The organism is Acinetobacter sp. 789_lipA (assembly GCF_058242845.1).
In genome coordinates, this window is record NZ_JBZAYS010000001.1 from 210,737 (window position 1) to 236,695 (window position 25,959).

The following is a 25,959-nucleotide window of genomic DNA, read 5'->3' on the forward strand; positions in this document are numbered from 1 at the left end:
GATCAGGCAACCGCCCATTCCGCCTTGTTTTATGCAAAAAAATTGACTATAATTTGCGCCTTTCCAATTTATTCATTCAGGTAGGCTATGGCCAATAAAGAGGAACTCATCGAGTTCGAAGGCGTTGTCACCGAGACGCTTCCTAATACTATGTTTCGTGTACGTTTAGAAAACGGTCATGAAGTGATTGCTCACATCTCTGGTAAAATGCGTAAACACTATATTCGTATTTTGACTGGCGACAGTGTTAAAGTAGAAATGACACCTTATGATTTGTCTAAGGGTCGTATCACTTATCGTGCGCGCTAAGTTTTAGCGAAGCGAAAAAGCCACTTTTTAAGTGGCTTTTTTAATGTCTGCGCTCAGACTATACGTTATACATCGGCTATATTTAAACCAAAAATCAAACTATAATTAAATGAGATAACAACCTAATACCCCAAAACAATAATGAAAATGACTGCAATGAAGCGAGCAGTTTTACTGTTCCCAATGCTCTGTGTTAGTTGTGCCACAACAAGCCAAACGCAGCTCAAGCAAACCTTACAACACTATATCGGACAATCGTCAAATCAAGTTCAAAATCAACTCAACCTCAATAGCATGGGCTATAAAGTGCTCGGTGCTCCTGTACATACCCCAGAGAAACTGACCTACACTCTGTTACGTAATATGCCTATTCCGATGGGAACCCCCAACCTTGGAACCAGTGTCACTATGGGTGCGCCCATTCCAACACCTTCCAGCGGTAGCCTGAATATTGAAATGAAATGTAAAATTGAGTTCAGACTGCATGATGATCTTGTGGAATCTATTCACTACATCGGCAAAGCGTGTTAACGGCTGCGTTATGTTGAGTCGCCTACATACCGTTTATCTCAAATTACTCGAAACATACTCAAACGAACGTTCAGATATACAATACTAAAAGGGTCTTTCTCTGCTTAGGGGATGATCATGAAGCCGTTATTTAAAACCTACTTAAACCTACTTACGTGGGTTTAATGTTTAATTCCTACTTCATCATCAAGAACCAATTGCTATTGCGCTTGGGATTACCTCAATTCCATAGGCTGTCACGGTGTAACTCACCGCCATTGGTGGCTTATGTAGCCACCAATTCTTTATCTGCATGTTTTAGAATATTGATGGCAGCATTAATATCCCTGTGATGCAGGGTGTTACATGAACATCGCCACTCACGCATTGCAAGTGTCAGGTTTTGGTTTAATTCACCACAATTCGAACACATCTTGCTGCTTGGAAAGAATCGTCCAACAGAAAGTATTGATTTGCCATGCTGTTTAGCCTTGTAAATCAACTGTCGCTTGAACTCATAAAAGCCCATATCCGATATGGCTCTTGAGAGCTTACGGTTTTGTACCATACCTTTCACATTTAAATCCTCAATCGCAATCAGATCGAATCGCTTAACTAAATCAGATGTGACTTGATGAAGATTGTTTTTTCTCAAGCATGATATTTTGTAGTGCAAACGAGAGAGCTTGGTTTTCGCTTTTTCTCTGTTTTGACTACCTTTCTTTTTACGGCTAAAAGACTTAGCAAGTCGTCTTAACTTGGCAAGCTGTTTCTTTAGTGGCGCACTTGATGGAACAACCTCGCCATTAGATAAAGTGGCAAGACTGGAAACACCTAAATCAATACCAACAGATAAACCTGTTTTGGGGTGAAGTTTCTCAGGCTGATTTAATTCAACAGCAATCGAAGCAAACCACTTACCACCCTGTTTAAATATTTTCGCTGATAATATTTTTCCTTGATAACGCAAATCCTCAGTCATTTTTACCCAACCCAAGTTTGGGATACTAATTTTTCTATCTTTAATGCTGAATTGGTCATTTGATAATGAGAAGCGATCATCTACGCCTTTTTTTCTAGGCTTTGGATATTTGGATTGACCATTAAAAAAACGATCAAATGAACTACCCAATTGCTTAATCGCAAGTTGTGGCGCACATTTGGTCACTTTAAGCATGAAAGGGTATTTCTCACGCTTGAACGAGTTTAAGTGCTTTCTTATTTTAGCTTCGGATGGTTTATTTAGAAGTTTTTTATCCACCTGAACGCCATAATAGTCACACTGATCTCTATATTCCTTATCTGCTTTATATTGACGTTGCCATTCTTTTAAAGCCCAATTATACGACAAACGAGCAACACCACTCGCTTGAGCGAAATGACTTGCTTGCTTATTATTTGGCAGTAATTGGATTACATGCCCTCGTATGAATCGGCTCATAGTGCGTCTTTGACTGCCTGTATTAACTTTTGGTTTTTCTTACTACGACTACCATATAATCTTGCCGAAAACACTGTAATGATTTCCAAAACATCTTGAGCAAGTTCTTCCTCAAAAGACAAATTTTCACCCTTATTAAGAATGACGATCTCCACGCTTTTAGCTTCACATAAGGCAAAAACCAACTCAGCACCAAACCGCAATAAGCGATCTTTATGCGTTAAAACCAAACGTCCGATTTCATCATTCATGATTGCTTCTAGCAGCTTATTTAAGCCTTTTTTTCTATAGTTCATACCCGAACCAAGATCGGAGATTAATTCAAACGTCCAACCTTGATTTGCACAGTACATTTCAAGAACTTGTTGCTGTCGAATTAAATCTTCTTTTTGGTCATGACTCGATACCCTTGCGTATGCAATGGTTTTCCTTTGAAGTTGACTATCGGGCTTGTGTATTTGCTCAGGCGTGATCTTACTCAGATCATATCGTCTATGATTTTTAGGGGTTCGATCTGCAACCAAAGTGCCTTCTTCATCCCAACGCCTTAATGTTTGAATGGAAACACCTAATGTTTTAGCTGCAACGCTAATGCTTACATATTTACTCATGTTGTATATAATAGTATAGAAATAAGTAGATTTCAATTAGCAGTTACAAACCCTTTATTGTCAGTTGTTTTAGTTCCATATGTTTCTTACTCCTTCAAGCTTGTAGCAGCTCTCCAGCACAACACCAGACCGTCGTTTCACCCGCTAAAATTGCGCTCCCCGACTATTTAGAACAATATATCGGCCAAGATGTATCGAGCATTCGGCGCGAACTCAACTTACGTCAGCTCGGTTATGAAACCTTAGGTGCGCCGATTCAAACACCAAACCAACTGAGTTATACCATTGTCAGACGGATTCAAATTCCAACTCCTATGCCCACTATGCGCAGTGACAGCAGTGTCGGTGCAATTCCTATTCCCACACATACACCATTTTATGATGTTCAGTTAGAGTGCCAAGTCCACTTTTTATTAAAAGATAATATTGCACAATCAATTCAATATCGAGGCAAAGCCTGCAAAGGTTATTAAATCTTGAGCATAAAAAAACGCAGCGGATGGCTGCGTTTTCAAATTGTTTTGGCTTACTTCAGTGCAGCCACAACCGCCTGCCCCATTTCCGCAGTACCCACTTTGCTCATGCCTTCAGACATGATATCAGCGGTACGCAAGCCTTGATCTAGGACACTGCCTACAGCATCTTCAATCGCTTGAGCAGCAGCTTCTTCACGGAAAGTATAACGCAACATCATAGCCACTGAAAGAATAGTGGCTAATGGATTGGCAATATTTTGTCCTGCGATATCGGGCGCCGAACCATGACATGGCTCATACATCCCTTTTGAATTTTCATCTAAGGATGCTGATGGCAACATCCCAATTGAACCTGTCAACATCGCGGCTTCATCAGACAAAATGTCACCAAATAAGTTACCTGTCACAATCACGTCAAACTGTTTAGGCGCGCGCACCAACTGCATTGCAGCATTATCAACATACATATGCGACAAGTTAATGTTTGGATAGTCAGCTTCTTTCATCGCCGTTACGGTTTGCTTCCAAAGCTCCGTCACTTCAAGTACGTTGGCTTTATCAACTGAACAGACTTTGCCGCCACGTAAACTGGCCATTTCAAAAGCCACTTTCGCAATACGCTTAATTTCAGACTCAGCATAAACGTCGGTGTTAAAACCTTGTTTTTCACCATTCTCAAGTTCACGAATCCCCCGTGGCTGACCGAAATAAATCCCGCCAGTTAATTCACGAACGATAAGAATATCAAGACCCGCTACAATTTCAGGCTTTAAGCTTGATGCATCTGCCAATTGCGGATACAAAATAGCTGGACGTAAGTTCGCGAATAAATTCAATTCACTACGAATTTTTAACAAACCACGCTCTGGACGGATCGAACGCTCAATGTTGTCCCACTTCGGACCACCTACCGCACCAAGTAAAATTGCATCTGCATTTTTAGCTTGTGCTGCGGTCACATCTGGATAAGGTGAACCGTGTGCATCTATGGCAGCCCCACCGAGTAGGCCCTGTTCCCACGTTAAACCTAAATTGAATTGATCATTGACTCGTGTAAGTACCTGTTCTGCGGCTTTTACAATTTCAGGACCAATGCCGTCACCAGCCAAAATCAAAATATGTTTAGACATGAAATATTCCATTGTTGGTGAGTTCTGACTCACACGATTAAAGTTTTTGTTCTACAAACTCGCCCAAGCCATTTAAGACATTGTAAGGTTTGCAAAAACGACGAATTGTTCTTTGGTTTTGTTTTAAATCGACACACAAAGGGTCAGGTGCAGACATATTCAATAAGCTTCCCTGATGTCGACTGCGTGCACGAAACATCCTAAAGGTGTAGCGTTCCGCAGGCTTAAAACGATGAATCACATGCAGCGTTTCAGCGCGATCGACCGAAACAGGATAGAAGCGAATCACCAGTTCATGTTGCCCCGCTGGCACTGACAGAAACAAGGCATTCGCTTCATTCAAATCATCTCGTTTTAGACGCACGACCTTCTCTCGAATGGCCTCACGGCTGACGCGATGATTGTCTGCATTAACAATTTTGATCTGATTCCATCGTTCAAACTCGCAGTTCACTGTACCAGTACAATAAAGCTGCGCATTATTTTTACTCGCTGGGGTATCCTGAATCCGCTTAATGCTTGCCGTATTCATACTTTGGCAGGCAGTTAATGTTCCCACCAACGCCAGTAGAGCGATACGACTGTAACTCGTCACCATTGTTCAAGCCCAACCTTTACCAGTAGCAAAACGTTTAAAATTCTTTTGCTCGATATTAACAAGAGATGGACTCAAGCACTAGATGCATCGAATTTTCAATTAAGCATGAATTTCAGCAAACACCCACGGACGTGATGCTTTGGTCTTTTCTTCATAGGCTTTGATGTCATCTGCGACCTGTAAAGTTAAACCGATATCATCCAAACCATTTAACAAACAGTGCTTACGAAATGGATCCACTTCAAATGTGAAGGCTTCACCCGATGGTGTACGCACTTCTTGCGCGTCCAAATCAATCGTTAGCTGATAACCTTCTGTTGCTGCACATTCTTTGAAAAGTTGATCAACAATTTCTTCAGACAAAATCACAGGTAACATGCCATTTTTGAAACTATTATTGAAGAAAATGTCGGCATAGCTGGGCGCAATCACAGTACGGAAACCATATTCTTCCAATGCCCACGGCGCATGTTCGCGGCTTGAACCACAACCAAAGTTCGCACGAGAAATTAAGATGCTCGCACCTTGGTAACGTGGCTGATTCAATGCAAAATCAGGGTTTTTAGGACGTTTAGAATTGTCTTGCCCCAAAAAACCTTCATCTAAATAACGCAATTCATCAAATAAGTTTTCACCAAAACCCGTGCGCTTAATGGATTTCAAAAACTGTTTTGGAATGATCAAGTCTGTATCGACATTGGCACGGTCTAAAGGTGCAACGATACCTTGTTCAACGGTATATTTTTTCATGTCTATGCTCCCAAGCCCGAATTAAAATGAACGCACATCGACAAAGTGACCTGCAATCGCTGCTGCGGCTGCCATTGCTGGACTCACCAAATGCGTACGACCGCCATTGCCCTGACGACCTTCGAAGTTACGGTTAGAGGTCGATGCACAGTGCTCACCGGGTTGTAATTTGTCTGCATTCATGGCTAAACACATTGAACAACCTGGCTCACGCCATTCAAAGCCCGCTTCAATCAAAACTTTGTCTAAGCCTTCAGCTTCGGCTTGCGCTTTGACTAAACCAGACCCTGGAACCACCATGGCTTGTTTAATCGTACTTGCCACTTTTTTGCCTTTGGCAACTTCAGCCGCGGCACGAATATCTTCAATGCGAGAGTTGGTACATGAACCAATAAAAACACGGTCTAACTGAATATCTGCCAACGCCTGACCTGCGGTTAAACCCATGTAGTTATAAGCACGCGTCCAATCATTGCGTTGCACTTCATCTTTGGCTTGTTCTAAAGTTGGTACAGCTTGAGTCACTGGAATCACCATTTCAGGCGATGTACCCCAAGACACTTGTGGCTCAATCTCTTCACCTTGCAATACAACTACAGTGTCAAAATGCGCATCTGCATCCGAATGTAAGGTATTCCAATATGCAACAGCAGCATCCCACTGTGCGCCCTGTGGTGCATATGGACGGTCTTTGACATAAGCAATGGTTTTGTCATCGACAGCAACCATACCCACACGTGCGCCACCTTCAATCGCCATATTACATACCGTCATACGGCCTTCGATCGACATATCACGGAACACTTGACCACCAAACTCGATCGCGTGACCTGTACCACCCGCAGTACCAATTTTACCAATGATGGCTAAAACCACATCTTTCGGTGTTACGCCCTGACCCAATTGACCATCAACACGTACCAACATGTTTTTCATCTTCTTTTGAACCAAGCATTGGGTTGCCAATACATGCTCCACTTCAGATGTACCAATCCCGTGCGCCAAACAGCCAAATGCACCATGTGTTGCCGTATGTGAGTCTCCACAGACCACCGTCATACCTGGTAAAGTCAAACCTTGCTCAGGCCCGACTACATGTGCAATACCTTGACGGACATCATTAATGTCGAACTGCACCACATTAAAGGCTTTACAGTTGTCATCTAAAGTTTGAACTTGGATACGCGAAGTATCATCTTCAATACCTGCGATTCCCTCTGAGCGCTCTTTGGTCGATGTTGGAACGTTATGATCAGGGGTTGCCACATTCGCACTTAAACGCCATGGTTTACGGCCCGCCAGTTGTAGGCCTTCAAAGGCTTGCGGAGAAGTCACTTCATGTAATAAATGACGGTCGATATAGAGTAAAGCCGAGCCATCGTCGCGTTGTTTTACTAAGTGGTCATCCCACAATTTGTCATACAATGTTTTTGCTTGTTGGTTTTCGCCTGCCATGTCGATTGACTCCACTGGACTGGGTAATTCTTTCATTAAAATCGATTATAACGACGATTTCACATAAATCTAATTTATCATTTTTATTAATTTAAAAACTTTTTGGAATTATTTTAAATTCATACCACTTTGTTTCAATCCCTTTGATTACAAGCCCTCACCGTTGGTTTTAATTCAAGCCCTATACGCCTATTTCTCAACCTGTTGTAGGCCTCACAGTATATTTCCCTGCTCAGCCATGCAAGGCTTATCTCCCCTATTTAGACCAATACTTTTGAAGCTCACTTCGTTGATCTGAATAAAAAGAAAGCGACCTATTCATAAGCTAAAGAGTGAAATCTACAGAAGCTTGTTTGCTCACGTCAAACATCCCAAACAATCACTGCATCGCCTTTCATTCAAAAACCCAATCACGAGCAATCAAAATTTCATTTTGACTTTACTAATGATAATAATTACTATTTACAAATGAAAGGCATTATTGAGAGGGTATTTATCATGGCGAACATTCAGAAATTTGTAGCGAACAATCAGCGCATATTCAAAAAAACCCTAAGCTATTACATCATGCACATTACCGTGGCCATGATTGTGGCTTACTTTGTCACAGGTAACTTATGGATGGCGGTCACACTCAGCTTATTAGAACCAACCGTGCAAGCCTTCGCATTCTTTTTCCATGAACGTATTTGGGAGAAAAAGAACCGTACTACCGAAGAAAATATTCCTGCTTAAGCCCTTATATCAAGCGCCCTCTCAACTCTCCAAAAGATCACATCAAGTGATCTTTTTTTATTTTATTCCAGATCCAATAAGCTCCCGTTCATTTTAAAGATCGCAATTCATATAAAATTATTTTATAATTTAATTATACTTTCATAACTAGATTATCCTTATGAATCTTGCAGCCTTCGAAGCTTTTGTAAAAGTCATGGAAACCGGCTCTATTTCTTTAGCCGCAGATCAGCTCTTCATTACGCAACCTGCTGTAACCAAACGTATTCATAGTTTAGAAGAATATTTTGGTGTGAAACTGTTTGAGTCTGCGGGTCGTGGTGTACAAGCCACGCATGCCGCACATTCACTGCTGCCTAAAGTTAAAAACTGGCTCAATGAACTGGGTGACATTCACCATACCTTGAGTCATGAACAAGGCATGGTCCAAGGCAAACTCAAAATTGGCACCAGTCACCATATTGGTTTACATCACTTGCCGAGCCATTTGCGTAGCTATGTGCAAAGCTTTCCAAATGTCACCTTAGATGTACACTTTGTCGACTCCGAGCAAGCGCATGAAAAAGTACTGGCTGGCGACTTAGAATTGGCTTTTTTGACGCTTCCCCCCAAACTCGATGAGCGTTTGCAGTACGTCACCATTTGGGAAGATCCTTTAGTTTTTGTAGCAGCGCCGTTTCATCCGCTAGCACAAATGCAAAACCTACAACTCGAAGACCTGATTCAATACCCAAGTTTATTGCCTGCATCACAAACCTATACCAGCCAAATCACCTTGGCAGAGTTTGAAAAACAAGGGCTGAAACCTAAAATCACCATGAGTAATAATCCACTCGAATCGATTCGTATGTTGGCATCGATTGGACTGGGTTGGTCAGTGCTTCCAAAAACGATGATTAACCAAGACCTACAGCAGTTGAATGTGAAGTTCGAAATGAACCGTCAACTCGGTATGGTTTGGCATCCGGGCAGAACCCAATCTCGTGCGGTGCAAGAGCTGATTGCAATGATGAATTAAGCTTTACAGGCATTAAAAAACCATCCACAAGGATGGTTTTTTATTTTGCTCGAGCGAATTAAGAAGCACTTATAGCCAATGCAACCAGCCCAAGCCAAATCACCAGCAAGATCGAACCTGCTACGATATTTGTACCCCCACGATTTTCTAATTCAGTATTGACGCTACCACTTCCCAACTGGCGAGTTTTGGCAATCTGTTGATCGACATGATGTCGATATAAGGTATTCCCAAACATTCCAAATGCTACGGCCAAGCCAATATTTGCACCAGAACTTTCAATCCCCAAAAGTATTTCAACAATCCCTATAGCCACAATCAAACCAATGGCCATAAAGCCATAACTGTACATTTTTCGATAAAATAACCAGACCACACCTAAGAAAAAGGCGGCAATATTAAAGCCTGCATATTGTTTCTTTAGCGTGATTTTTTCAAATTGAGCTTGATAGTAAGACGCATATTTCGCACCGACAAACAGGGCACGATCTTGTTCTAATTGATTAACTGAAGGGACGTGTTCTAAAGACGTAGAGTCAGGAAAAGCTGGATGATCGAAAGACATAAATTTCTACTTTTATCTTATTTTTCTTTGTACACGACAAAAAAAGATAACTCATTGAAATAATGGCATAATACTTGTTTTCTGACGACGAATATGATGACACATTTCAATGAGTTACATCTCATCTTAAACAAATATCTAAAGTGGAACAAGTCACATGTAAAATGTTTTACACTGATTATGATTGCATTAATTGTAAAACAGACATGTAATCTTTCTTCTGCATCTAAAGCCTTACCCATCAAGTGCTTACCACAATCATTTTATCGACGTATACAACGCTTCTTTGCAGGTCAGTATTTTGATTATCGTCAAATTTCTCAGTTAATTTTCAATATATTTTCATTCGACAAAGTGCAACTGACTTTAGATAGAACCAATTGGAAATGGGGAAAACGAGATATCAATATCTTGATGTTAGCCATCGTCTATCGTGGAATAGCGATACCTATTGTTTGGACATTGCTCAATAAACGTGGAAATTCAGATACAAAAGAGCGTATTGCTTTGATTCAACGCTTTATCTCTATTTTTGGTAAAGACCGTATTGTGAATGTGTTCGCAGACAGAGAATTTATCGGTGAGAAATGGTTTACATGGTTAATTGAAAATGACATTAACTTCTGTATACGTGTTAAAAAAACTTTATTGTGACCAATCACTTAGCCAGGAATCATAAAATTAGTGATTTATTTCGTCATCTTCAAGTTGGTCAAACTGAATGTCGTAAACGACGTATTTGGGTTGGTCGAGTAAAACTGTATATTAGTGCGCTACGATTAGAAGATGGAGAACTTTTACTTGTTGTTTCTCCTATGTTTAATGCTTCTGCTATTCGTGATTATGCATTACGCTGGGAAATCGAAACCTTATTTAGTTGTCTCAAAGGACGTGGATTCAATCTTGAAAATACTCGTTTAACAGACCCTGGACGAGTCAAGAAATTGATAGCAGTGCTAGCTATCGGTTTCTGTTGGTGCTATTTAACAGGTGAATGGCAACATGATCGAAAAAAAGCGATAAAAATAAAGAAGCATGGACGACTTTCAGTAAGTTTATTTCGCTACGGTTTGGACTATGTTCAAATGGCTATTCTACGTTTGATTGGTTTTGGAAAAAAAGAAGAATTTAAGAAAGTGCTAGCAATTTTAAGAAAGAAAAAGCCTGATAGGACAAGGATCCTATGAAATTTGTCGTGTACAGAGCTTATTTTTATACAGAGAGGCAAAGCTTCGACGCTCAGCCTCTTTGAGTTCTACTTATTTTTGGATGAGTGAATCTTCATGCAGGGATTCATTCAGCTGATCTACAATAATGGCCCACTCACCGTCCGATTTAATTTTTTCTGCCAAAAACTGACGTTGCGCTTCAGTCCAATACTCTGCGTCAACAATCTTGGTTTGTGCATTGAGCTGATGCGTTACAATAAACAAGGCGATGGCCTCTTCACTCGCATCTAAACCGAGTTGCTCAAACAGGTGGGTCATTCTTGGTCGTACACTCATATTTTTTCTCCACGCTTATGTTCTAATTTTTGATAGTCAAAATAGCTTTAGCCAAGATTCAACATAGCATATTTGGCTAATTTTCCAAGATCAGCCCACCTATAGCCCCACTATTTTATCTCTTTCAAATAAAGAAGACTGCCCGAAAGCAGCCTTTTTAAACAACGAAAGACAGATACTTAAATCGACCAGTCTTGAATTTCCCATGCCTGCTCTTTAGCCAATGCTTCTAGGCGGTCATCTGGATTGACGGCAATGGCATGGTCAGCGTATTCCAGTAAAAAGCGATCATTGATGGAATCTGAATAAGCCCAAGACTCGCTAACATCACGCCCTGCAAGCCATTGGTCTAAACGCGTCAATTTGCCTTTTTGGTAGCACGGCGTGTTGATCACTTTGCCCGTGTATTTACCCTCAACCACTTCAGCATTGGTCGCAATAATTTCACTAATCCCAAACTCACGGAAAATCGGTGCGGTAATAAAATCAGAGGTTGCGGTAATGCCAACCAAAGCATGTCCAGCATCGCGGTGTTTTTCAATAGCAGCAAAACCTTCGGGACGCATTTGCGGGCGAATCACTTTGTGCATGAACAGCTCATGCAGTTCAGTAAGGTAGGCATTGTCATGTTGAGTTAAAAATTCAAATACAAATTCATTATAGGCAATCGGGTCGAGCTGCCCTGCTTTGTAGTCTTCATAAAATTTATTGTTCATGGCGCGATGGCGAACTGGGTCGACCAAGCCTTCATTCACCAAAAACTCTCCCCAAGAATGATCTGAATCGGTGTTTAACAAGGTGTGATCGAGATCAAATAGCGCCAATTTCATGAAAATACTCGTAAAAACTGAAATTTAAGAAAAAATTTGTAAATCTATCTCCGCTAGTCGATAGAAATTCGTTAAGATCATAGCAATTTTAACATTTTTAAACTTTGCTTTTTTCGAGTTGGATACAGAAATAAAAATCCCCGATCGCAAAGTCATAAATTACACAATATTTAGGTAGCCAAATGATCGATTCGGAAGGTTTCCGACCCAATGTCGGGATCATTTTGGCAAACGAGTTTGGACAAGTTTTATGGGCAAAACGCATTGGACACAATGCTTGGCAATTTCCACAAGGAGGTATCCAATATGGAGAAACCCCTGAACAGGCACTTTATCGTGAGCTGAGAGAAGAAGTTGGCTTACTGCCCGAACACGTCCAAATTGTAGCGCAAACTAAAGGTTGGCTGCGTTATCGTTTGCCGCACCGATACATTCGTACAGATTCCGATCCCGTATGTATTGGACAAAAACAAAAGTGGTTTTTACTCAAACTCACTGCTCCCGCTCAGAATATTCGTTTGAATTTGTCTGATCCGCCTGAGTTTGACCAATGGCAGTGGGTCAGTTATTGGTACCCGCTGGGGCAAGTTGTGAATTTTAAACGCGATGTATACCGCAAAGCGATGGTGGAGCTGTGCAATCAGCTCCCTCAAAAAAAGCCTTAAAAAATCTAGACGTCCTACAGATTTTTTAAGGATCTCTTGTTATAAATAAGTTGGACGCACATTATTTTTGGAGTAGACGCGATGTCGAATATGCAACTGGATACCCTTCGACGCATTGTACAAGAAATCAATGCGTCCACCAGTTTGCATGAATCACTCGACATTATGGTCAACCATGTGGCGGAAGCCATGCATGTTGATGTTTGCTCCATCTATTTACTCGACGAACGCAATCAACGTTATTTGTTGATGGCATCGAAAGGTTTGAACCCTGATTCGGTCGGCCATGTTTCACTGCATACCAGTGAAGGCTTGGTTGGTCTGGTGGGTCAGCGTGAAGAAATCGTTAACCTTGACAATGCACCGAAACATGAACGTTTTATGTACTTACCTGAAACAGGTGAGGAAATTTATAACTCGTTCCTCGGTGTACCCGTCATGTACCGCCGTAAAGTCATGGGCGTGCTCGTGGTGCAAAACAAAGAGTCGCAAGACTTTAGTGAAGCTGCGGAATCATTCCTCGTCACGCTCTGTGCTCAGCTTTCAGGGGTCATTGCGCATGCGCATGCGGTGGGCAATATCGATGTATTTCGTAAACCGAGTAATTTACCTGCCTACAAAACCTTCCAAGGGGTACCGGGTTCAGGTGGAATCGCCTTAGGCCGTGCCGTCATTCTCTATCCCCCTGCGGATTTGGCTGCCGTCCCTGACCGTGAAGCCGATGACATCAGTGAAGAATTAGAACTGCTGGATCGTGCCCTCACCTCAGTGCGTGATGAAATCAAATCACTTGATGACAAAATGCAAGATGCCCTCATGGCGGAAGAGCGCGCCCTGTTTAGCGTGTTCTTACGCATGTTGGATGAAAATGCGCTGCCAGCGGAAATTAAAGAACAAATTCGTGATGGTAACTGGGCACAAGGTGCGGTGCGTATCGTCATCGATAATCACATCGATCTGTTTGAACAGATGGAAGATGACTATCTCCGTGAACGTGCCGCGGACTTAAAAGATCTCGGACGACGGATTTTGGCCTATTTGCAAGAAGCCGACTCCAGCCACCGTGAACTTACCGATGAAAGTATTCTGATTGGTGAGGAAATCTCAACCGCAGCCTTGGTTGAACTGCCAGTCGATAAAATTGCAGCCATCGTAACTACCGAGGGCGCCATGAACTCGCATATGGTGATTGTGGCGCGCGCACTCGGTATCCCAACCGTTGTTGGTGTCACTGAACTGCCGATTAATACCCTCGATGATGTGGAAATGATCGTCGATGCGCACCAAGGGCGCGTGTTTATTAATCCACCTCGCCGTTTACGTAGTCGCTATAAAGAAATTCAAAAAGAAGAAGAACTGATTGCCAAAGATTTAAAACAGTATGAAACCAAAGATGCCATCACCCCTGATGGTGTCGCAGTCAAACTGTTCGTCAATACTGGTCTGATGATTGATGTAGTCCGTGGTGTACAACGCGGTGCTAAAGGTGTTGGTCTATATCGCTCTGAAATTCCGTTCATGTTGCGTGATCGCTTCCCAGGTGAAGAAGAACAGCGTGCGATTTATCGTCAACAGTTGAGCCACTTTGCCAACAAACCTGTGGTGATGCGTACCCTCGATATCGGTGCAGATAAGGACTTGCCTTATTTTTCAATTGAGGAAGAAAACTCCGCATTGGGCTGGCGCGGCATTCGCTTTACGCTCGACCACCCTGAAATTTTTTCTTCACAAATTCGTGCCATGCTCAAAGCCAGTATTGGTCTTAACAACCTACACATTCTTCTGCCAATGGTGACCAGTGTCAGCGAAGTAGAAGAAGCCTTGTACTTACTGGAGCGTGACTGGGTCGCGGTGCAAGAAGAAGAACAGGTCAAAATCACCAAACCAAAAATCGGGATCATGGTCGAAGTACCAAGTGTCTTATTGCAGATTGAAGAATTTGCCGAGTTGGTTGACTTTTTCTCGGTGGGTTCAAACGACCTAACGCAATATTTACTGGCCGTTGACCGTAATAATCCACGTGTTGCCAATGTCTATTCACATTTCCACCCTGCGGTTTTACGTGCGCTCACCCGCTTAGTTAAAGAGTGTCATAAGTACAACAAACCGGTCAGTATTTGTGGGGAAATGGCGGGCGATCCTTTGTCTGCGATCTTACTGATGGCGATGGGCTTCAATACCCTATCAATGAGCTCAAGTAACATTCTGCGTGTACGCAAAGCCATTTGTCATGTCCCAATGCCAGATGCGGTCGAATTGTTAGAGCGTGCCTTGAAAATGAGTAATCCACTCATTGTGAAAAGTCAGATGGAATATTATTTTAAAACCCATGGTTTGGCCGATATGGTCAAATCCGCAACACGTATCGTGACGGCTTAAAGGTCTTTAAACCCAAAGAACGGACATTAAAAAAGGGAGATAATCATCTGAATATCTCCCTTTTTTGTGCTTGTCATAGCCTCGTTTTGCATTTTTCTTTCGGTCTACAAAGACTTGGCTTTGGTTAACTTCATGCATATGTTTAGCCACGAAGTTGTGAATCACAACTTTTGGCTCAGCTTTCTTCTTTGCCATTTTTTTCACCTTGTTGATGTGATCATCTCACTGATGATGCGCTAGAAATTTTACGCCTTTTTGAACGTATTACAAGCGATTTTGGCTGAACCTATATCCCTCACTCATGCGCTATTTTTCAATTCAATTACAGGTTATGGCAATGCTTTATTTTGCACTGCCTTTGATCCATATGCTTAAAATATCGCTTAGACATAAAACTGTTCTAACAATAAAATCATCGCCATCAACATCATCAATGCCCCTGACACTCGACTGACCACTCTAGCTGCCTGTGGACGTGTGCCCAAAACTTTTTGCGCACTAAATCCAACCAAAAAATAAACAGCCGCACAACTCATGAGGTGAATCCCCGCCAATAAAACAATTTGAGAGGTGGGCGACAAAGCCGCTTGCGGGTCGATAAAGGGTGGCAATAAAGCCAAAAATAACAGCAGGACTTTCGGGTTTAATCCACTCAAGTATACGCCTCGAATGTACCATGACTTTGAAGATGCAATGGCAACCTGACCACTGCTAATACTTGCAGGACGCATCGACAGACTCAGTCCCATCCACAGCAAATAAACAGCCCCAACACCCGTGAGTACTTGAAGCAATACGGGCTGACTGGTCACCAATATCCCTACACCCGCCGCAACAATCAGTGCCGCCATCAAATGCCCAGTTAATAACCCGGTCACCGCAGGCAAGACTCTTTTGCCCTGTATCCCGGACGAAATGGCATAGGCCCAATCTATACCTGGTGTCATCACAAACAGGATCGAAACACCCCAAAATGCAATTAAAATATTCAGTGACATCCCTTTCCTCTCTTATCCATCACCGTTTTGAGGTTTAATCCAATCAAAACATGATCTGTATCAAATAATTTTGAAAGGATATCCTTTAGGCTCTAAAATGTGCTTTCAAATATTTGTGCAATAACGCCTAAAAAGGAGAGATTCTTCCACATGGATAAAATTGATAAGAAGATTCTTGCTGAACTACAAGCCGATGGTCGTTTATCTGTTACGGAGTTGGCGCATAAGGTAGGGCTTAGCCTCTCTCCCTGTCACCGCAGAGTCAAAGCCTTAGAAGATTCAGGTATTATCAAAGGCTATCGCGCACAGTTGGATATTTCCCAACTCGGCTTGAATTTCTCCACCATTGTTTTCGTGACGCTCAAAAATGGCGATAAAGATTCGGTGCAGAGTCTTGAAGAAGCGATTCTAAAAGTTCCTCAAATTGTGAAAGCGCAGCGACTTTTTGGTGACCCCGACTACTTGCTGCATGTCGTGACCTACGACTTGGAAAGTTATCAAAAACTCTATGATGAGCACTTGTCAGTACTGCCGAATGTACAACGTCTCATCTCCACCATGGTAATGAAAAATATTATTTCCAATCGTAGCGTCTTGTTCTAACAAGACTATGCTCTAGGGTCAGCTAAACATCTGTAATTGATCTGTCTTTTTATGGATAATTTCTCGATTTCAAGCAGATCTGTCCTGCTCTGAACTACGAAATCTTTGTTACTGAGTGATGTTCAGCAAGATCGATAAACCTCGCTTCAATAAAAAGAAAGTGGCTAGAACATATTCTAAATTGAAGCGTGAATCATATTATTTCTCACCATTTTTTTGTTTGCTTCCCGTGATAAAAGCGCTAGATTAAATCTTAATCACATACAAAATAAGAGCATCATCATGCCACTCGAAAAAGACAAAGATGCAACCATTGTGGTCAAAGATACACCTGACCAAGAAAAGTATGAGTTTCTGAAAGAAAAAATTCGTTATAAGCAAGCCTTGCGCGAAAACTCCAAAAAAATTGACCACCAAAAAGTCCGCTTGAATATCCAAGCGGATGCTCTACCCAGCAAAACCTTTTTTATTATGAATGCCTTGGCTGCTGTCATAGCAGGCTATGGACTGCTGTCCAACTCTGCCGCAGTGGTGATTGGCGCGATGTTGGTTGCCATGATGCTGGGACCGATTTCAGGTATCGCCTTGGCTTTAATTGATAACCGCTGGCTGCTGTTTAAAACCGCACTATCCACTTTGCTGCTGGGCATTGCCATGATTTATAGCATTGGGATCATTTTAGGGCTGGTGAACTATGACCTGCCTATGACCAATGAAATTTTATCGCGCACACAGCCAACCATTTTGGATTTGATGATCGCTTTAGCAGGAGGTGCCGCAGGTGCTTTTGCCTCAGTATCTCCTCGCCTGTCTGTGGCTGTGGTGGGTGTCGCCGTTGCGACGGCCTTAGTTCCGCCCTTGGTGGCCAGCGGGATTTTATTTGCACATATGGAATGGAAAAACTCAGCCAATGCATTTTTACTGGCGGTGACCAACATCTTCGCCATTCAGATTAGCTCATCTTTAGTCCTTTGGATTGCAGGCTTTAGACGGGGTTCCAGCGAAGAAGTGCAGAGTAATGTCAAAGAGTTTCTCAAACGTAATGCTGTTAGCCTAATGTTCTTGGCACTTTTAGGGATTTATCTCTCACTCAACTTTTATGCGCTGCTCAATACACGGCTGTACGAAAGCAGTACCGAGGCGACCATTAGCACAGAACTCAACCACGCCAATAATATTATTGATACCATCCAATACGATAAAAGAGATGATTTCACTTTAGTCCGTGTCTCTATCCGTGGAGATATTCCGCCTAGCCCAGCGCAAATTGCCGCACTCAATCAAAAGCTATTGCCAGACTTGAACGATAACCCAAGCATTGTTCAAGTCCGCTTTATTCCGATTGATATTATTCAGGCTGAAGATAGCCCCACCATCAAACTCGAACAAGATGAAGCACAAAAGCTTTCCGTACAATAAAGAGCTTTAAGCTACAAATGCTCTATGCAGCAGTCGTTCTACGTCGGGTTGTTTCATTTCAAGCATCCCGACAACCCGACCATGAAATGGACTATAACGGCTTTGAATAAAGCCATCAGCCACATAGTCTGGTGCATGCCGTTTCAGTAGGACTGCTTGTGCCAAAATCACCAAACGGCTGACCAAACTGCGCCCCATGAATTGTAGTTCGTCAGGTTTCTGCTGGAACAACTGAAATAAATTTTGCAGCTCTTGTTTCAACTGTTCATCTTGCATAGCCGTGGTGGCCAAATCTTGAAACAGGATTTCAATCGACTCTACATCACGGCTGATAGCACGCAGCACATCCAAACACATGACATTGCCTGAGCCTTCCCAAATGGTATTGACTGGGGCTTCTTTAAAAATGCGTGCCATAATGCTGTTGTCGACATAGCCATTGCCGCCAAAAACTTCCATTGCCTCACCGCTGAGTTCCACAGTACGTTTACAAATCCAAAACTTCGAAGCTGGGGTCATAATGCGTTTCCACGCCACGGACAACGCATCATCCGTTTCATAACAATGCGCCAAATGAAAACTGAGTTGCATCGCCGCTTCCGTTTCTAAGGCTAAATCTGCCAATACGGCGCGCATCAGCGGTTGTTCAGCCAAATGCTTACCAAAGGCTTTGCGCTGACGGGTATAGGCAAGGCATTGCACTAAGGCTTGTCTAAGCATGGCAGTACTGCCCACCGAACAGGTCAAACGGGTATAGTTCGCCATTTCAATGATGGTGGGAATACCGCGTCCAGCTTCCCCAATCATGATGCCCCACGCCTCTTTAAATTCGACTTCCGAGCTGGAGTTACTACGATTGCCCACTTTGTCTTTTAGCCGTTGGATATGGATCGGATTCTTGGTGCCATCCTCCAGCCAGCGCGGTACAAAGAAACAGGCCAAACCATCTTGTTCCGTCTTTGCCACCACCAAATGCGCATCACACATCGGTGCAGAGAAAAACCATTTATGCCCTGTGAGCAAATAGGCTTGACCGCGTCCCGACTCAGCGACTGGTACAGCAATGGTTTCATTGGCACGGACATCTGAACCACCTTGCTTTTCAGTCATGCCCATGCCTAGCCAAATCGATTTTTTCTGGCTAATCGGTACATCACGTTCATCGTATTCTGTCGAAAGTAACTTATCGCAGATTTTAGCCCACAGTTCAGGTTCGCGTTGAATCAGTGGAATACTGCCTAAGGTCATCGAATTTGGGCACAAATTTCCACACTCCACCTGCCCTGCCAAATAAAAACGCGCTGCCCATTCGACCCATTTTGAGGGTGAATTGGGCTGATTAAACGGATGTGCGTGGGTATCGAACTGACGATTTAATCCCATCCATTTATGCCATGCGGGATGAAACTCGATAGAGTCTTTACGGCGTCCACGGGCATCAAAGGCATGTAATATGGGCGTATGTCTATTGGCCAAGTCGGCATAATCATAATATTCCGCTGAACCAACGACATTCCCCAACTCTGTGAGTTTTGCCTGATCCTGACTACCATAACGAGTCAGGATTTCTTGTAAAATGCTATCGGTTTCAAACAGGTTATAATTTTCCAGTTCATCAAACTGATTGCTAATTTGATGGGTCATCCATGCCGTATTCATATCACTTTGCTCTTGTTATGCTGTGCTTTTCATTTCAGTATAGAGAAAAATTGAGTCTGCCATGTTCAGCTTTGTGCTATGAAGAATCCTGAGATCCAAGCCCGCCGTAGACCGCGCCAATCGCGAGCTAAGCTTACCCAAGAAGCTTTACAAGAAAGTTTTGTTCGGCTTTTGCATGAGCGTCATGCGCACGAAATTACCATTCGGGAAATTACCGATGTGGCGGGAGTCGGTTTAGGTACCTTTTATGAGTACTTTTCAAAGAAGGAAGATTTGGTTGCATTGACCATTCATCAGCATGTGAAAACTAATGCGGAGCAGCTAAAAACTTATGCACAAAGCCTGATGGAGTTATCCACAAAATTGAGTTTTGAGGACTATTTACAGCAGATTATTCACTTTCAGCTCGAACAGATTCAGACTCGACAGTTTCTCTGGGCGCAGACTTTTTTGCTGGAACGGCAGGTGTCGAATATTGAAAGCTATCGAAAGAGTTATGCCATGATGGTGCAAATGTGGCGCAGCATCCTTGAGCCTTATGTTGGAGATGAAGTGCAACTCCAGCAAATGAGTTTAAATGTGCAGCGGGTATGTTATGGCTTTGTGTCGCAGACTTTATTGGTAGAGCCGGAGTTTGAGGAGTGGAAGGAACTTGAAAAGGATATTGTTCAAAGTTTAGGAAAACTTAAGTTTGAATAAAAATAGGCGTTCTATTCATTTTCGCGCTTACATTTAAGTTTTAAATAATTGATATATATAATAATATTAAAATTAGGATCGTGTAAGCCCTATAATCTAAAATGGAATCAATATTTCAGGGTATTCCTTGGAATTTTGTATCATTTAATTCTTATGGTTTAATAACAATATCGTTAAAAAATTATAAAAAATAAATGAAAGCATTAATCACAGTAGGTTGTAAAACAGATCATGGTGGAATCATTGTTTTAGGTGACTCATCTTTTTTAGTCGAAGGTAAGGCAGTACATCTTGATGGTATGACTCATTTTTGCCCTAAATGGGCTTTGTTGCATAAATATGTAAGCATCTGATTTAAATAAATTTAATTTTGGATCAAAAAATAATCAAAATTTTTAAAATCATATAGTTATGAAATCTTTGTGCAACAAAGCCGTTTATTATTATCAATATGTTGAATTGCTTCTTGATATAGGTCGTGAGGTGTGTAGTCTTCACGTTCTAGAAAGCGATTTACACTATCATGCGAGATGTTATAAGTCTCGGCAAGTTGTGTGCAGCTAATAGAGTTCGGTTCTGTCATGAGAAAGCCCATATAAATGGGTAATGTACAAGTTGCTGTAGAAGCATGTTTAATTCGTCTGATCACAGATACTTTATAAAGTATTTTAATACTTTTTTGAATCCGTCAATGCGTAAGTCCTATTCAATTAAACTACTTCACGTCAAAACGGTCTGCATTCATTACTTTTACCCAAGCAGCAACAAAGTCTTTTACAAATTTCTCTTTGTTGTCATCTTGCGCATAAACTTCTGCATATGAACGTAAAATCGAGTTTGAACCAAAAACTAAGTCGGCACGTGTCGCCGTCCATTGGGTTGCCCCTGTCGCACGGTCTACAATTTCATAACGGTTTTTACCCACGGGTTTCCAGTTATATTTCATATCCGTTAAGTTCACAAAGAAGTCATTGCTCAATACCCCTACGCGAGCCGTCAACACGCCTTCTGCTGTACCTGCATAGTTAGTACCAAGCACACGCATACCACCGACGAGAACCGTCATTTCAGGCGCAGTCAAACCGAGTAATTGTGCGCGGTCTAACAACATTTCTTCAGGTTGTACACTGTAATCTTCTTTGACCCAGTTACGGAAACCATCATGCTTAGGGAGTAAATCTTCAAAAGAATACACCTCGGTTTGCTCTTGAGTCGCATCACCTCGTCCTGCAAGGAACGGAACTTTGATATTCACACCCGCAGCATGCGCCGCTTTTTCAACAGCTGCCGTACCACCCAGTACAATCAAGTCTGCAATGCTGACTTTTTTCGCCAGACTCGCCTGAATTTCTTCAAGCTTCGCCAAAACTTTGGCTAAACGCTCAGGCTCATTGCCCACCCAGTCTTTTTGTGGTGCAAGACGGATACGTGCACCATTGGCACCACCACGGTAGTCTGAACCACGGAAAGTCCGCGCACTATCCCAAGCAGTATTAATCAATTCAACCGAAGTTAAACCGCTATTTAGCAACTTCGCTTTTAAGTCTTCAATTTCAGCTTCAGACAAAACATAATCGACCGATGGAATTGGGTCTTGCCAGATCAGATCCTCATTCGGCACATCTGCACCTAAGTAACGAGATTTTGGTCCCATGTCACGGTGAGTGAGCTTGTACCAAGCACGCGCAAACTCTTCAGACAAGTAAGCTGGATCTGCATAAAAACGCTCTGAAATTTTGCGGTATTCAGGGTCCATTTTGAGTGCCATATCGGCATCAGTCATCATTGGATTACGACGGACATTGGGGTTATGTGCATCAACAGGTTTGTCTTCCTCTTTGATGTTAATCGGTTCCCATTGTTTCGCACCCGCTGGACTGGTCGTTTTTTCCCATTCATAAGTGAACAGCAGATAGAAAAATTCGTTATCCCATTTGGTCGGGTGTGTGGTCCAGGCCCCTTCTAAACCACTGACCATGGTGTTCGCGCCATTGCCTGTACCTTCCGAGTTATGCCAACCGAGACCTTGGAACTCTACATCCGCGCTTTCGACATCTGCCCCTAAGTTTTCGGCTTTACCATTTCCGTGCGCTTTACCTACGGTATGACCACCCGCAGTGAGTGCGACAGTTTCTTCATCATCCATTCCCATACGGTCAAAAGTGACACGCATGTCTTGTGCAGTACGAAGTGGATCTTGGACGCCATCAACCCCTTCTGGATTGACTTAGATTAAACCCATTTGTACCGCTGCTAATGGATTTTCAAGCGATTTACGGTCTTGATCATTGGCATATCGGTTTGCCGTTGGTGCTAACCATTGACCTTCTTCACCCCAGTAAATGTCTTTTTCGGGTGCCCAAATATCTAGACGACCTCCACCAAAACCAAAGGTTTTTAGACCTGCTTCTTCATAAGCCACGGTCCCTGCAAGAACGATTAAATCGCCCCATGAAATTTTGTTGCCATATTTACGTTTGATTGGCCAAAGTAGGCGACGGCCTTTATCGGTGTTGACGTTATCAGGCCAACTGTTGAGGGGTGCAAAACGTTGGTTCCCTGTGTTAGCGCCGCCACGTCCATCTTGTTTACGGTAAGAACCCGCCAAGTGCCATGCGGTACGTACAAACATTCCAATGTAACTACCATAGTCAGATGGCCACCATTCTTGGCTGCTGTTGATGAGTTCACGGAGGTCTTGTTTCACCGCTTCTAAATCCAATGATTTGAAAGCGGCTGCATAGTCAAAATCAGGATCCATCGGGTTGGTTTTTTTATCGTGTTGCGACAGAATGTCGAGATTGAGCGCATTGGGCCACCAATCAGAATTATTGGTGCTGGCTAAACTCGTTTGTCCACCATCTTTCTGGTGAAATGGACAACCTGATGCTTGCATATTCTGTGTCATGTCGAGCTCCAAATTTGATCATCAAATTATGATTATCATGAACCGTTTAAAGTAATTATTACTGTTCTAACATAGCCCCTTTTGATGACAATCTAAAGCGAGTTTTACGAATAAAAACAATCGGATTCTTCTATGTAAATCTTTAAGAAAGAAAGAATTTTAATTTTTCAACAAGATAAGATCCGATGAAAAAACAGCAGAAAGAAAGGCTTTTTATGCGAGGTTGATGGGCATTTTCAATTGAGTTCATCGATTAAAACTGAGACGCCCCCATAAGTAATGAACGCGGCTCAAATTGAGTAAAATCAAACAACAAAAGAAGCGTACTTTCGGTTTTTAGATTTTATTTGAAAGATATTTTGTGATGTCGTTATGGTCTTGGTGATGACTGTTTTTGCCCCAGCCATCACATAATCTTTATATAAAGCATTCATTACACAGTTAAACGTCGACCTTCTCTTAAACAGACAAACGGATTCATCAGCTTTGAGCTATTTTTCATCGCCACTTTTAAGTCAATTTCGGGTTGTTCACGACTTTCATCGGTCAGCTGAAAGGTACGATAGTGAATGGCCATCGAGCATTTGGCATGCAGGTCTTTGTGTGCTTGAAAAGCATCTTGCGGATTCATATGCATATAGCGCATGAGCTCACGCGGTTCATACGCCCCGATAGGCAGTAACGCAATTCGCGGTGCGCCAAAACGCTGATGCAGCTCTTTAAAGTGCGGTGAATAACCCGTATCCCCCGCAAAATAAGCATAGTCAGCGCCACAGTGAACACTAAACCCGCCCCATAACGCACGATTTTGATCGCGCAGACCACGGCCAGAACCATGCTGTGCTGGGGTGTAGACCAGTTTTAAATCATGCAGACGCGCCGACTGCCACCAATCCATTTCCAGCACTTGTAAGTGCTTGGGTAAATACCATCTATTACCTAAGCCTGTATAAATGGGCATGGCGAAACGCTCATACAACCAATTCAGACTGGCAATATCCATATGGTCATAGTGGTTGTGGCTCAAGAGCACTGCATGGATGGTCGGTAAATCTTCCAAGGCAATGCCAGCAGGCATAACACGGCGAGGTCCCCGCCCTTGCTTCGGACTGACATGTTCCGCCCACACAGGATCGGTCAATAAGTTATAGGGTCCAATCTGCAGTAATACCGTGGCATGCCCCACAAACCACACCTGCCAATCCTTTAAATCGGCATGAGGCCGATCTTGCGGCAGGCTTTTTTTATCGGCATGAAAGTGCGCATACTCTTGCGCCAAATCTACATTCCATGTCGAAGATTTACGCTTAATCAACCATTTCAGCAAGTCGCCTCGGCTACGGCCCTCAGGTCGACGAACCGAATTGACAAAGCGAGTCCCGTTATAATGATCGGAGTGTAGAAACTGAAATTCGGGCTGTCGCCATGTATGGGACATGGTATTTTCAGTCGGAATTTGATAATGGAGTTCAGTTGATTTTGGCTTCATTTAACGTCGTTATCTTTATTGCAATACACCAGTAACAGGACCAGTTTTGAAAACTGACCTCTACCTTAACCTATTCCAAGCGTCCTTGCATTCGCTCTAACCACACTTTTTTTGATTGCGGCTTAACAAAGAGTGCCACAATCTCAGGATGTTTTTGTTTAATTTTTACTTCAATGCGATTAACACACGCTTCTATCTCATCGGTAGTCAGGTGATCTTCAAACTCCACGCTCAATGAGGCCAAAACCTGTTTGGCGCCCATTTGTTCGGTCAGTAAGCCGTTGGCCGACAGTACGCCTTCATCATCTTGGGCAATTTTTAAGATATTTTGCCGTACATGCAGGTCTGCGGTCTCACCAAGCAGCAAACCTTTGGTTTCTCGAGCCAGTAGAAAAGCAGACACCGCCAGAACCAGCCCAATCAGAATGGACGCCACCCCATCCAGTGCAGGCATATTTAAACGATGTGCCAAATAAATACCCAGAAAGGCAATCAATAGACCAATTAATGCGGCAGAGTCTTCAAACAAAACGGTAAACTTGGTGGGGTCTTTACTGCGTCGAAAAGCTTCGAAATAACCTTGCTGACCTTTGGCCTTACGAAATACTTTCAGGGCAACACACCATGAAGTCCCCTCACTTACAAATGCAAAGCCAAGTACAACATAATTGATGGTCGGGTTTAGAATAGGTTCAGGATGCAAAATGTGCATGATCCCATTGTACATAGACACCAATGCCCCTAAGGCAAAGACCATAAGAGATACAATGAAGGCCCAAAAATACAGCTCTCGCCCATAGCCAAAAGGATGATTAAAATTGGCAGGTTTATTTGACTTCTTCAATCCATATAACAGTAAAATTTCGTTTAAGGTATCCACAACAGAGTGAATCGCTTCACTCAACATGGCAGAGCTATTGGTCAGATAAGCCGCAATAAATTTTACCAGCGCAATGGCTAAATTCCCCAACAACGCGGCATAGACCACCAGTTTATTTGAATCTGCCATATCGATTTTTAGCCCATATGTTCAATTAAATTATATTTATGTTTTTATCATATCCAATTTCAGCAAAACGCAATTGTATTTTTATGTAGTTCACCTCACCCGATTTTCAAGTGATTGGTATGAACTATTTTTAGTACTTAATTAATACCTTTTAGCAATTATTAAAAAAGTGATTTCGTATAGAAAAGTCTTAAGACT

24 protein-coding genes and 3 pseudogenes are annotated in these 25,959 nt (G+C 42.5%); 11 read left to right on the forward strand and 16 right to left on the reverse strand.

Annotated features, from left to right (window positions below; translation table 11 throughout):
- The first annotated feature begins 87 nt into the window (after positions 1 to 87).
- Both infA and AC4CUZ_RS00990 read left to right on the forward strand, forming a co-directional pair.
- Positions 88 to 309: a translation initiation factor IF-1 gene (gene infA, locus AC4CUZ_RS00985; RefSeq protein ID WP_004692529.1), complete on the forward strand. Its 222-nt coding sequence runs from the start codon at positions 88 to 90 to the stop codon at positions 307 to 309.
- 156 nt (positions 310 to 465) lie between these two features.
- Positions 466 to 840, forward strand: a complete 375-nt coding sequence (locus tag AC4CUZ_RS00990; RefSeq protein WP_287167500.1) for a hypothetical protein — start codon at positions 466 to 468, stop codon at positions 838 to 840.
- Positions 841 to 1,105: 265 nt separating this feature from the next.
- Here the strand turns inward: AC4CUZ_RS00990 and AC4CUZ_RS00995 are convergent, their stop codons facing one another.
- From AC4CUZ_RS00995 to leuC, 6 genes are all read right to left on the reverse strand, one after another.
- On the reverse strand, positions 1,106 to 2,260 hold the full coding sequence (locus tag AC4CUZ_RS00995; protein WP_005402020.1) for an RNA-guided endonuclease InsQ/TnpB family protein: 1,155 nt from the start codon (positions 2,258 to 2,260) through the stop codon (positions 1,106 to 1,108).
- The gene (locus AC4CUZ_RS01000; RefSeq protein WP_005402019.1) at positions 2,257 to 2,871 is read right to left on the reverse strand and encodes an IS607 family transposase; all 615 of its coding nucleotides are present in this window, start codon (positions 2,869 to 2,871) and stop codon (positions 2,257 to 2,259) included. The genes AC4CUZ_RS00995 and AC4CUZ_RS01000 overlap by 4 nt, the downstream gene beginning before the upstream one ends.
- A 526-nt stretch (positions 2,872 to 3,397) precedes the next feature.
- The gene (leuB, locus tag AC4CUZ_RS01005) at positions 3,398 to 4,477 is read right to left on the reverse strand and encodes a 3-isopropylmalate dehydrogenase (protein WP_201953510.1); all 1,080 of its coding nucleotides are present in this window, start codon (positions 4,475 to 4,477) and stop codon (positions 3,398 to 3,400) included.
- A gap of 37 nt (positions 4,478 to 4,514) precedes the next feature.
- Entirely contained in the window at positions 4,515 to 5,075 is a 561-nt protein-coding gene (locus tag AC4CUZ_RS01010; protein WP_005400864.1) for a hypothetical protein, read from the reverse strand.
- A gap of 99 nt (positions 5,076 to 5,174) precedes the next feature.
- Positions 5,175 to 5,825 (reverse strand): 3-isopropylmalate dehydratase small subunit, encoded by a 651-nt coding sequence (gene leuD / locus AC4CUZ_RS01015; protein ID WP_004692538.1) that lies wholly within the window; start codon positions 5,823 to 5,825, stop codon positions 5,175 to 5,177.
- Positions 5,826 to 5,846: 21 nt separating this feature from the next.
- Complete coding sequence (leuC, locus tag AC4CUZ_RS01020; RefSeq protein WP_087011311.1) at positions 5,847 to 7,280, reverse strand: 3-isopropylmalate dehydratase large subunit; 1,434 nt, start codon at positions 7,278 to 7,280, stop codon at positions 5,847 to 5,849.
- 498 nt (positions 7,281 to 7,778) lie between these two features.
- On the opposite strand from leuC, the gene AC4CUZ_RS01025 reads away from it, so the two are divergent.
- Together AC4CUZ_RS01025 and AC4CUZ_RS01030 are read left to right on the forward strand one after the other, a co-directional pair.
- Positions 7,779 to 8,015 carry a DUF2061 domain-containing protein gene (locus tag AC4CUZ_RS01025; protein WP_004692541.1) on the forward strand — a complete coding sequence of 79 codons (237 nt, stop codon included), beginning with the start codon at positions 7,779 to 7,781 and terminating at the stop codon, positions 8,013 to 8,015.
- 160 nt (positions 8,016 to 8,175) lie between these two features.
- Positions 8,176 to 9,033, forward strand: a complete 858-nt coding sequence (locus AC4CUZ_RS01030; protein ID WP_004692542.1) for a LysR family transcriptional regulator — start codon at positions 8,176 to 8,178, stop codon at positions 9,031 to 9,033.
- A 58-nt stretch (positions 9,034 to 9,091) separates the two neighbouring features.
- On the opposite strand, the gene AC4CUZ_RS01035 is transcribed toward AC4CUZ_RS01030, so the two are convergent.
- A complete protein-coding gene (locus AC4CUZ_RS01035; RefSeq protein WP_201953507.1) occupies positions 9,092 to 9,598 on the reverse strand; it encodes a DUF2628 domain-containing protein in 507 nt (168 codons plus the stop codon).
- Positions 9,599 to 9,694: 96 nt separating this feature from the next.
- Here AC4CUZ_RS01035 and AC4CUZ_RS01040 point away from each other — a divergent pair.
- A protein-coding gene (locus AC4CUZ_RS01040) for an IS4-like element ISAba33 family transposase (RefSeq protein ID WP_115736667.1) occupies positions 9,695 to 10,785 on the forward strand; the annotation gives its coding sequence in 2 pieces (ribosomal slippage) (positions 9,695 to 10,235 and positions 10,235 to 10,785; 1,092 coding nt in all).
- Between the two features lie 72 nt (positions 10,786 to 10,857).
- Here the strand turns inward: AC4CUZ_RS01040 and AC4CUZ_RS01045 are convergent.
- Both AC4CUZ_RS01045 and AC4CUZ_RS01050 read right to left on the reverse strand, forming a co-directional pair.
- Positions 10,858 to 11,103 (reverse strand): DUF2789 family protein, encoded by a 246-nt coding sequence (locus tag AC4CUZ_RS01045; protein WP_058868869.1) that lies wholly within the window; start codon positions 11,101 to 11,103, stop codon positions 10,858 to 10,860.
- A gap of 179 nt (positions 11,104 to 11,282) precedes the next feature.
- On the reverse strand, positions 11,283 to 11,933 hold the full coding sequence (locus AC4CUZ_RS01050) for an HAD family hydrolase (RefSeq protein WP_201953504.1): 651 nt from the start codon (positions 11,931 to 11,933) through the stop codon (positions 11,283 to 11,285).
- Positions 11,934 to 12,115: 182 nt separating this feature from the next.
- Between AC4CUZ_RS01050 and AC4CUZ_RS01055 the strand changes: the two genes are divergently transcribed.
- Complete coding sequence (locus tag AC4CUZ_RS01055; protein WP_004692547.1) at positions 12,116 to 12,598, forward strand: RNA pyrophosphohydrolase; 483 nt, start codon at positions 12,116 to 12,118, stop codon at positions 12,596 to 12,598.
- A gap of 81 nt (positions 12,599 to 12,679) precedes the next feature.
- Entirely contained in the window at positions 12,680 to 14,977 is a 2,298-nt protein-coding gene (gene ptsP / locus AC4CUZ_RS01060; RefSeq protein ID WP_004978924.1) for a phosphoenolpyruvate--protein phosphotransferase, read from the forward strand.
- Between the two features lie 6 nt (positions 14,978 to 14,983).
- Here ptsP and AC4CUZ_RS01065 read toward each other — a convergent pair whose 3' ends face one another.
- Both AC4CUZ_RS01065 and AC4CUZ_RS01070 read right to left on the reverse strand, forming a co-directional pair.
- The gene (locus AC4CUZ_RS01065; RefSeq protein WP_004978921.1) at positions 14,984 to 15,172 is read right to left on the reverse strand and encodes a DUF7230 family protein; all 189 of its coding nucleotides are present in this window, start codon (positions 15,170 to 15,172) and stop codon (positions 14,984 to 14,986) included.
- A 188-nt stretch (positions 15,173 to 15,360) separates the two neighbouring features.
- Positions 15,361 to 15,975 carry a LysE family translocator gene (locus AC4CUZ_RS01070; protein WP_419380825.1) on the reverse strand — a complete coding sequence of 205 codons (615 nt, stop codon included), beginning with the start codon at positions 15,973 to 15,975 and terminating at the stop codon, positions 15,361 to 15,363.
- 150 nt (positions 15,976 to 16,125) lie between these two features.
- On the opposite strand from AC4CUZ_RS01070, the gene AC4CUZ_RS01075 reads away from it, so the two are divergent.
- Both AC4CUZ_RS01075 and AC4CUZ_RS01080 read left to right on the forward strand, forming a co-directional pair.
- Positions 16,126 to 16,578, forward strand: a complete 453-nt coding sequence (locus AC4CUZ_RS01075; protein ID WP_114837807.1) for an Lrp/AsnC family transcriptional regulator — start codon at positions 16,126 to 16,128, stop codon at positions 16,576 to 16,578.
- Between the two features lie 282 nt (positions 16,579 to 16,860).
- Positions 16,861 to 17,997: a DUF389 domain-containing protein gene (locus AC4CUZ_RS01080; protein ID WP_114837806.1), complete on the forward strand. Its 1,137-nt coding sequence runs from the start codon at positions 16,861 to 16,863 to the stop codon at positions 17,995 to 17,997.
- Between the two features lie 6 nt (positions 17,998 to 18,003).
- Here the strand turns inward: AC4CUZ_RS01080 and AC4CUZ_RS01085 are convergent, their stop codons facing one another.
- Positions 18,004 to 19,656: an acyl-CoA dehydrogenase family protein gene (locus tag AC4CUZ_RS01085; RefSeq protein WP_419380824.1), complete on the reverse strand. Its 1,653-nt coding sequence runs from the start codon at positions 19,654 to 19,656 to the stop codon at positions 18,004 to 18,006.
- A 78-nt stretch (positions 19,657 to 19,734) separates the two neighbouring features.
- Here AC4CUZ_RS01085 and AC4CUZ_RS01090 point away from each other — a divergent pair, with 78 nt between their 5' ends.
- Together AC4CUZ_RS01090 and AC4CUZ_RS01095 are read left to right on the forward strand one after the other, a co-directional pair.
- Positions 19,735 to 20,355: a TetR/AcrR family transcriptional regulator gene (locus tag AC4CUZ_RS01090; RefSeq protein ID WP_114837804.1), complete on the forward strand. Its 621-nt coding sequence runs from the start codon at positions 19,735 to 19,737 to the stop codon at positions 20,353 to 20,355.
- 194 nt (positions 20,356 to 20,549) lie between these two features.
- A pseudogene (locus tag AC4CUZ_RS01095) lies at positions 20,550 to 20,675 on the forward strand (PAAR domain-containing protein); the annotation flags it as partial.
- A gap of 116 nt (positions 20,676 to 20,791) precedes the next feature.
- Here AC4CUZ_RS01095 and AC4CUZ_RS01100 read toward each other — a convergent pair.
- From AC4CUZ_RS01100 to AC4CUZ_RS01115, 4 genes and pseudogenes are all read right to left on the reverse strand, one after another.
- Positions 20,792 to 21,004 (reverse strand): annotated as a pseudogene (locus AC4CUZ_RS01100) (IS701 family transposase); the annotation flags it as partial.
- Between the two features lie 66 nt (positions 21,005 to 21,070).
- Positions 21,071 to 23,263: pseudogene (gene katG / locus AC4CUZ_RS01105) on the reverse strand (catalase/peroxidase HPI).
- Between the two features lie 433 nt (positions 23,264 to 23,696).
- On the reverse strand, positions 23,697 to 24,752 hold the full coding sequence (locus AC4CUZ_RS01110; protein ID WP_114837881.1) for an MBL fold metallo-hydrolase: 1,056 nt from the start codon (positions 24,750 to 24,752) through the stop codon (positions 23,697 to 23,699).
- A gap of 70 nt (positions 24,753 to 24,822) precedes the next feature.
- Complete coding sequence (locus AC4CUZ_RS01115; RefSeq protein WP_419381403.1) at positions 24,823 to 25,761, reverse strand: cation diffusion facilitator family transporter; 939 nt, start codon at positions 25,759 to 25,761, stop codon at positions 24,823 to 24,825.
- Positions 25,762 to 25,959 lie beyond the last annotated feature (198 nt).

Coding starts and splice junctions, on each gene's coding strand:
- AC4CUZ_RS01115 (WP_419381403.1), bottom strand. CDS start 25,761: ATGGCAGATTCAAATAAACTGGTGGTCTATGCCGCGTTGTTGGGGAAT.
- AC4CUZ_RS01070 (WP_419380825.1), bottom strand. CDS start 15,975: ATGTCACTGAATATTTTAATTGCATTTTGGGGTGTTTCGATCCTGTTT.
- AC4CUZ_RS00990 (WP_287167500.1), top strand. CDS start 466: ATGAAGCGAGCAGTTTTACTGTTCCCAATGCTCTGTGTTAGTTGTGCC.
- ptsP (WP_004978924.1), top strand. CDS start 12,680: ATGTCGAATATGCAACTGGATACCCTTCGACGCATTGTACAAGAAATC.
- AC4CUZ_RS01010 (WP_005400864.1), bottom strand. CDS start 5,075: ATGGTGACGAGTTACAGTCGTATCGCTCTACTGGCGTTGGTGGGAACA.
- leuC (WP_087011311.1), bottom strand. CDS start 7,280: ATGGCAGGCGAAAACCAACAAGCAAAAACATTGTATGACAAATTGTGG.
- leuB (WP_201953510.1), bottom strand. CDS start 4,477: ATGTCTAAACATATTTTGATTTTGGCTGGTGACGGCATTGGTCCTGAA.
- AC4CUZ_RS01075 (WP_114837807.1), top strand. CDS start 16,126: ATGGATAAAATTGATAAGAAGATTCTTGCTGAACTACAAGCCGATGGT.
- AC4CUZ_RS01030 (WP_004692542.1), top strand. CDS start 8,176: ATGAATCTTGCAGCCTTCGAAGCTTTTGTAAAAGTCATGGAAACCGGC.
- AC4CUZ_RS00995 (WP_005402020.1), bottom strand. CDS start 2,260: ATGAGCCGATTCATACGAGGGCATGTAATCCAATTACTGCCAAATAAT.
- AC4CUZ_RS01090 (WP_114837804.1), top strand. CDS start 19,735: ATGAAGAATCCTGAGATCCAAGCCCGCCGTAGACCGCGCCAATCGCGA.
- AC4CUZ_RS01035 (WP_201953507.1), bottom strand. CDS start 9,598: ATGTCTTTCGATCATCCAGCTTTTCCTGACTCTACGTCTTTAGAACAC.
- AC4CUZ_RS01000 (WP_005402019.1), bottom strand. CDS start 2,871: ATGAGTAAATATGTAAGCATTAGCGTTGCAGCTAAAACATTAGGTGTT.
- AC4CUZ_RS01025 (WP_004692541.1), top strand. CDS start 7,779: ATGGCGAACATTCAGAAATTTGTAGCGAACAATCAGCGCATATTCAAA.
- AC4CUZ_RS01065 (WP_004978921.1), bottom strand. CDS start 15,172: ATGGCAAAGAAGAAAGCTGAGCCAAAAGTTGTGATTCACAACTTCGTG.
- AC4CUZ_RS01080 (WP_114837806.1), top strand. CDS start 16,861: ATGCCACTCGAAAAAGACAAAGATGCAACCATTGTGGTCAAAGATACA.
- infA (WP_004692529.1), top strand. CDS start 88: ATGGCCAATAAAGAGGAACTCATCGAGTTCGAAGGCGTTGTCACCGAG.
- AC4CUZ_RS01055 (WP_004692547.1), top strand. CDS start 12,116: ATGATCGATTCGGAAGGTTTCCGACCCAATGTCGGGATCATTTTGGCA.
- AC4CUZ_RS01045 (WP_058868869.1), bottom strand. CDS start 11,103: ATGAGTGTACGACCAAGAATGACCCACCTGTTTGAGCAACTCGGTTTA.
- AC4CUZ_RS01050 (WP_201953504.1), bottom strand. CDS start 11,933: ATGAAATTGGCGCTATTTGATCTCGATCACACCTTGTTAAACACCGAT.
- AC4CUZ_RS01110 (WP_114837881.1), bottom strand. CDS start 24,752: ATGAAGCCAAAATCAACTGAACTCCATTATCAAATTCCGACTGAAAAT.
- leuD (WP_004692538.1), bottom strand. CDS start 5,825: ATGAAAAAATATACCGTTGAACAAGGTATCGTTGCACCTTTAGACCGT.
- AC4CUZ_RS01085 (WP_419380824.1), bottom strand. CDS start 19,656: ATGAATACGGCATGGATGACCCATCAAATTAGCAATCAGTTTGATGAA.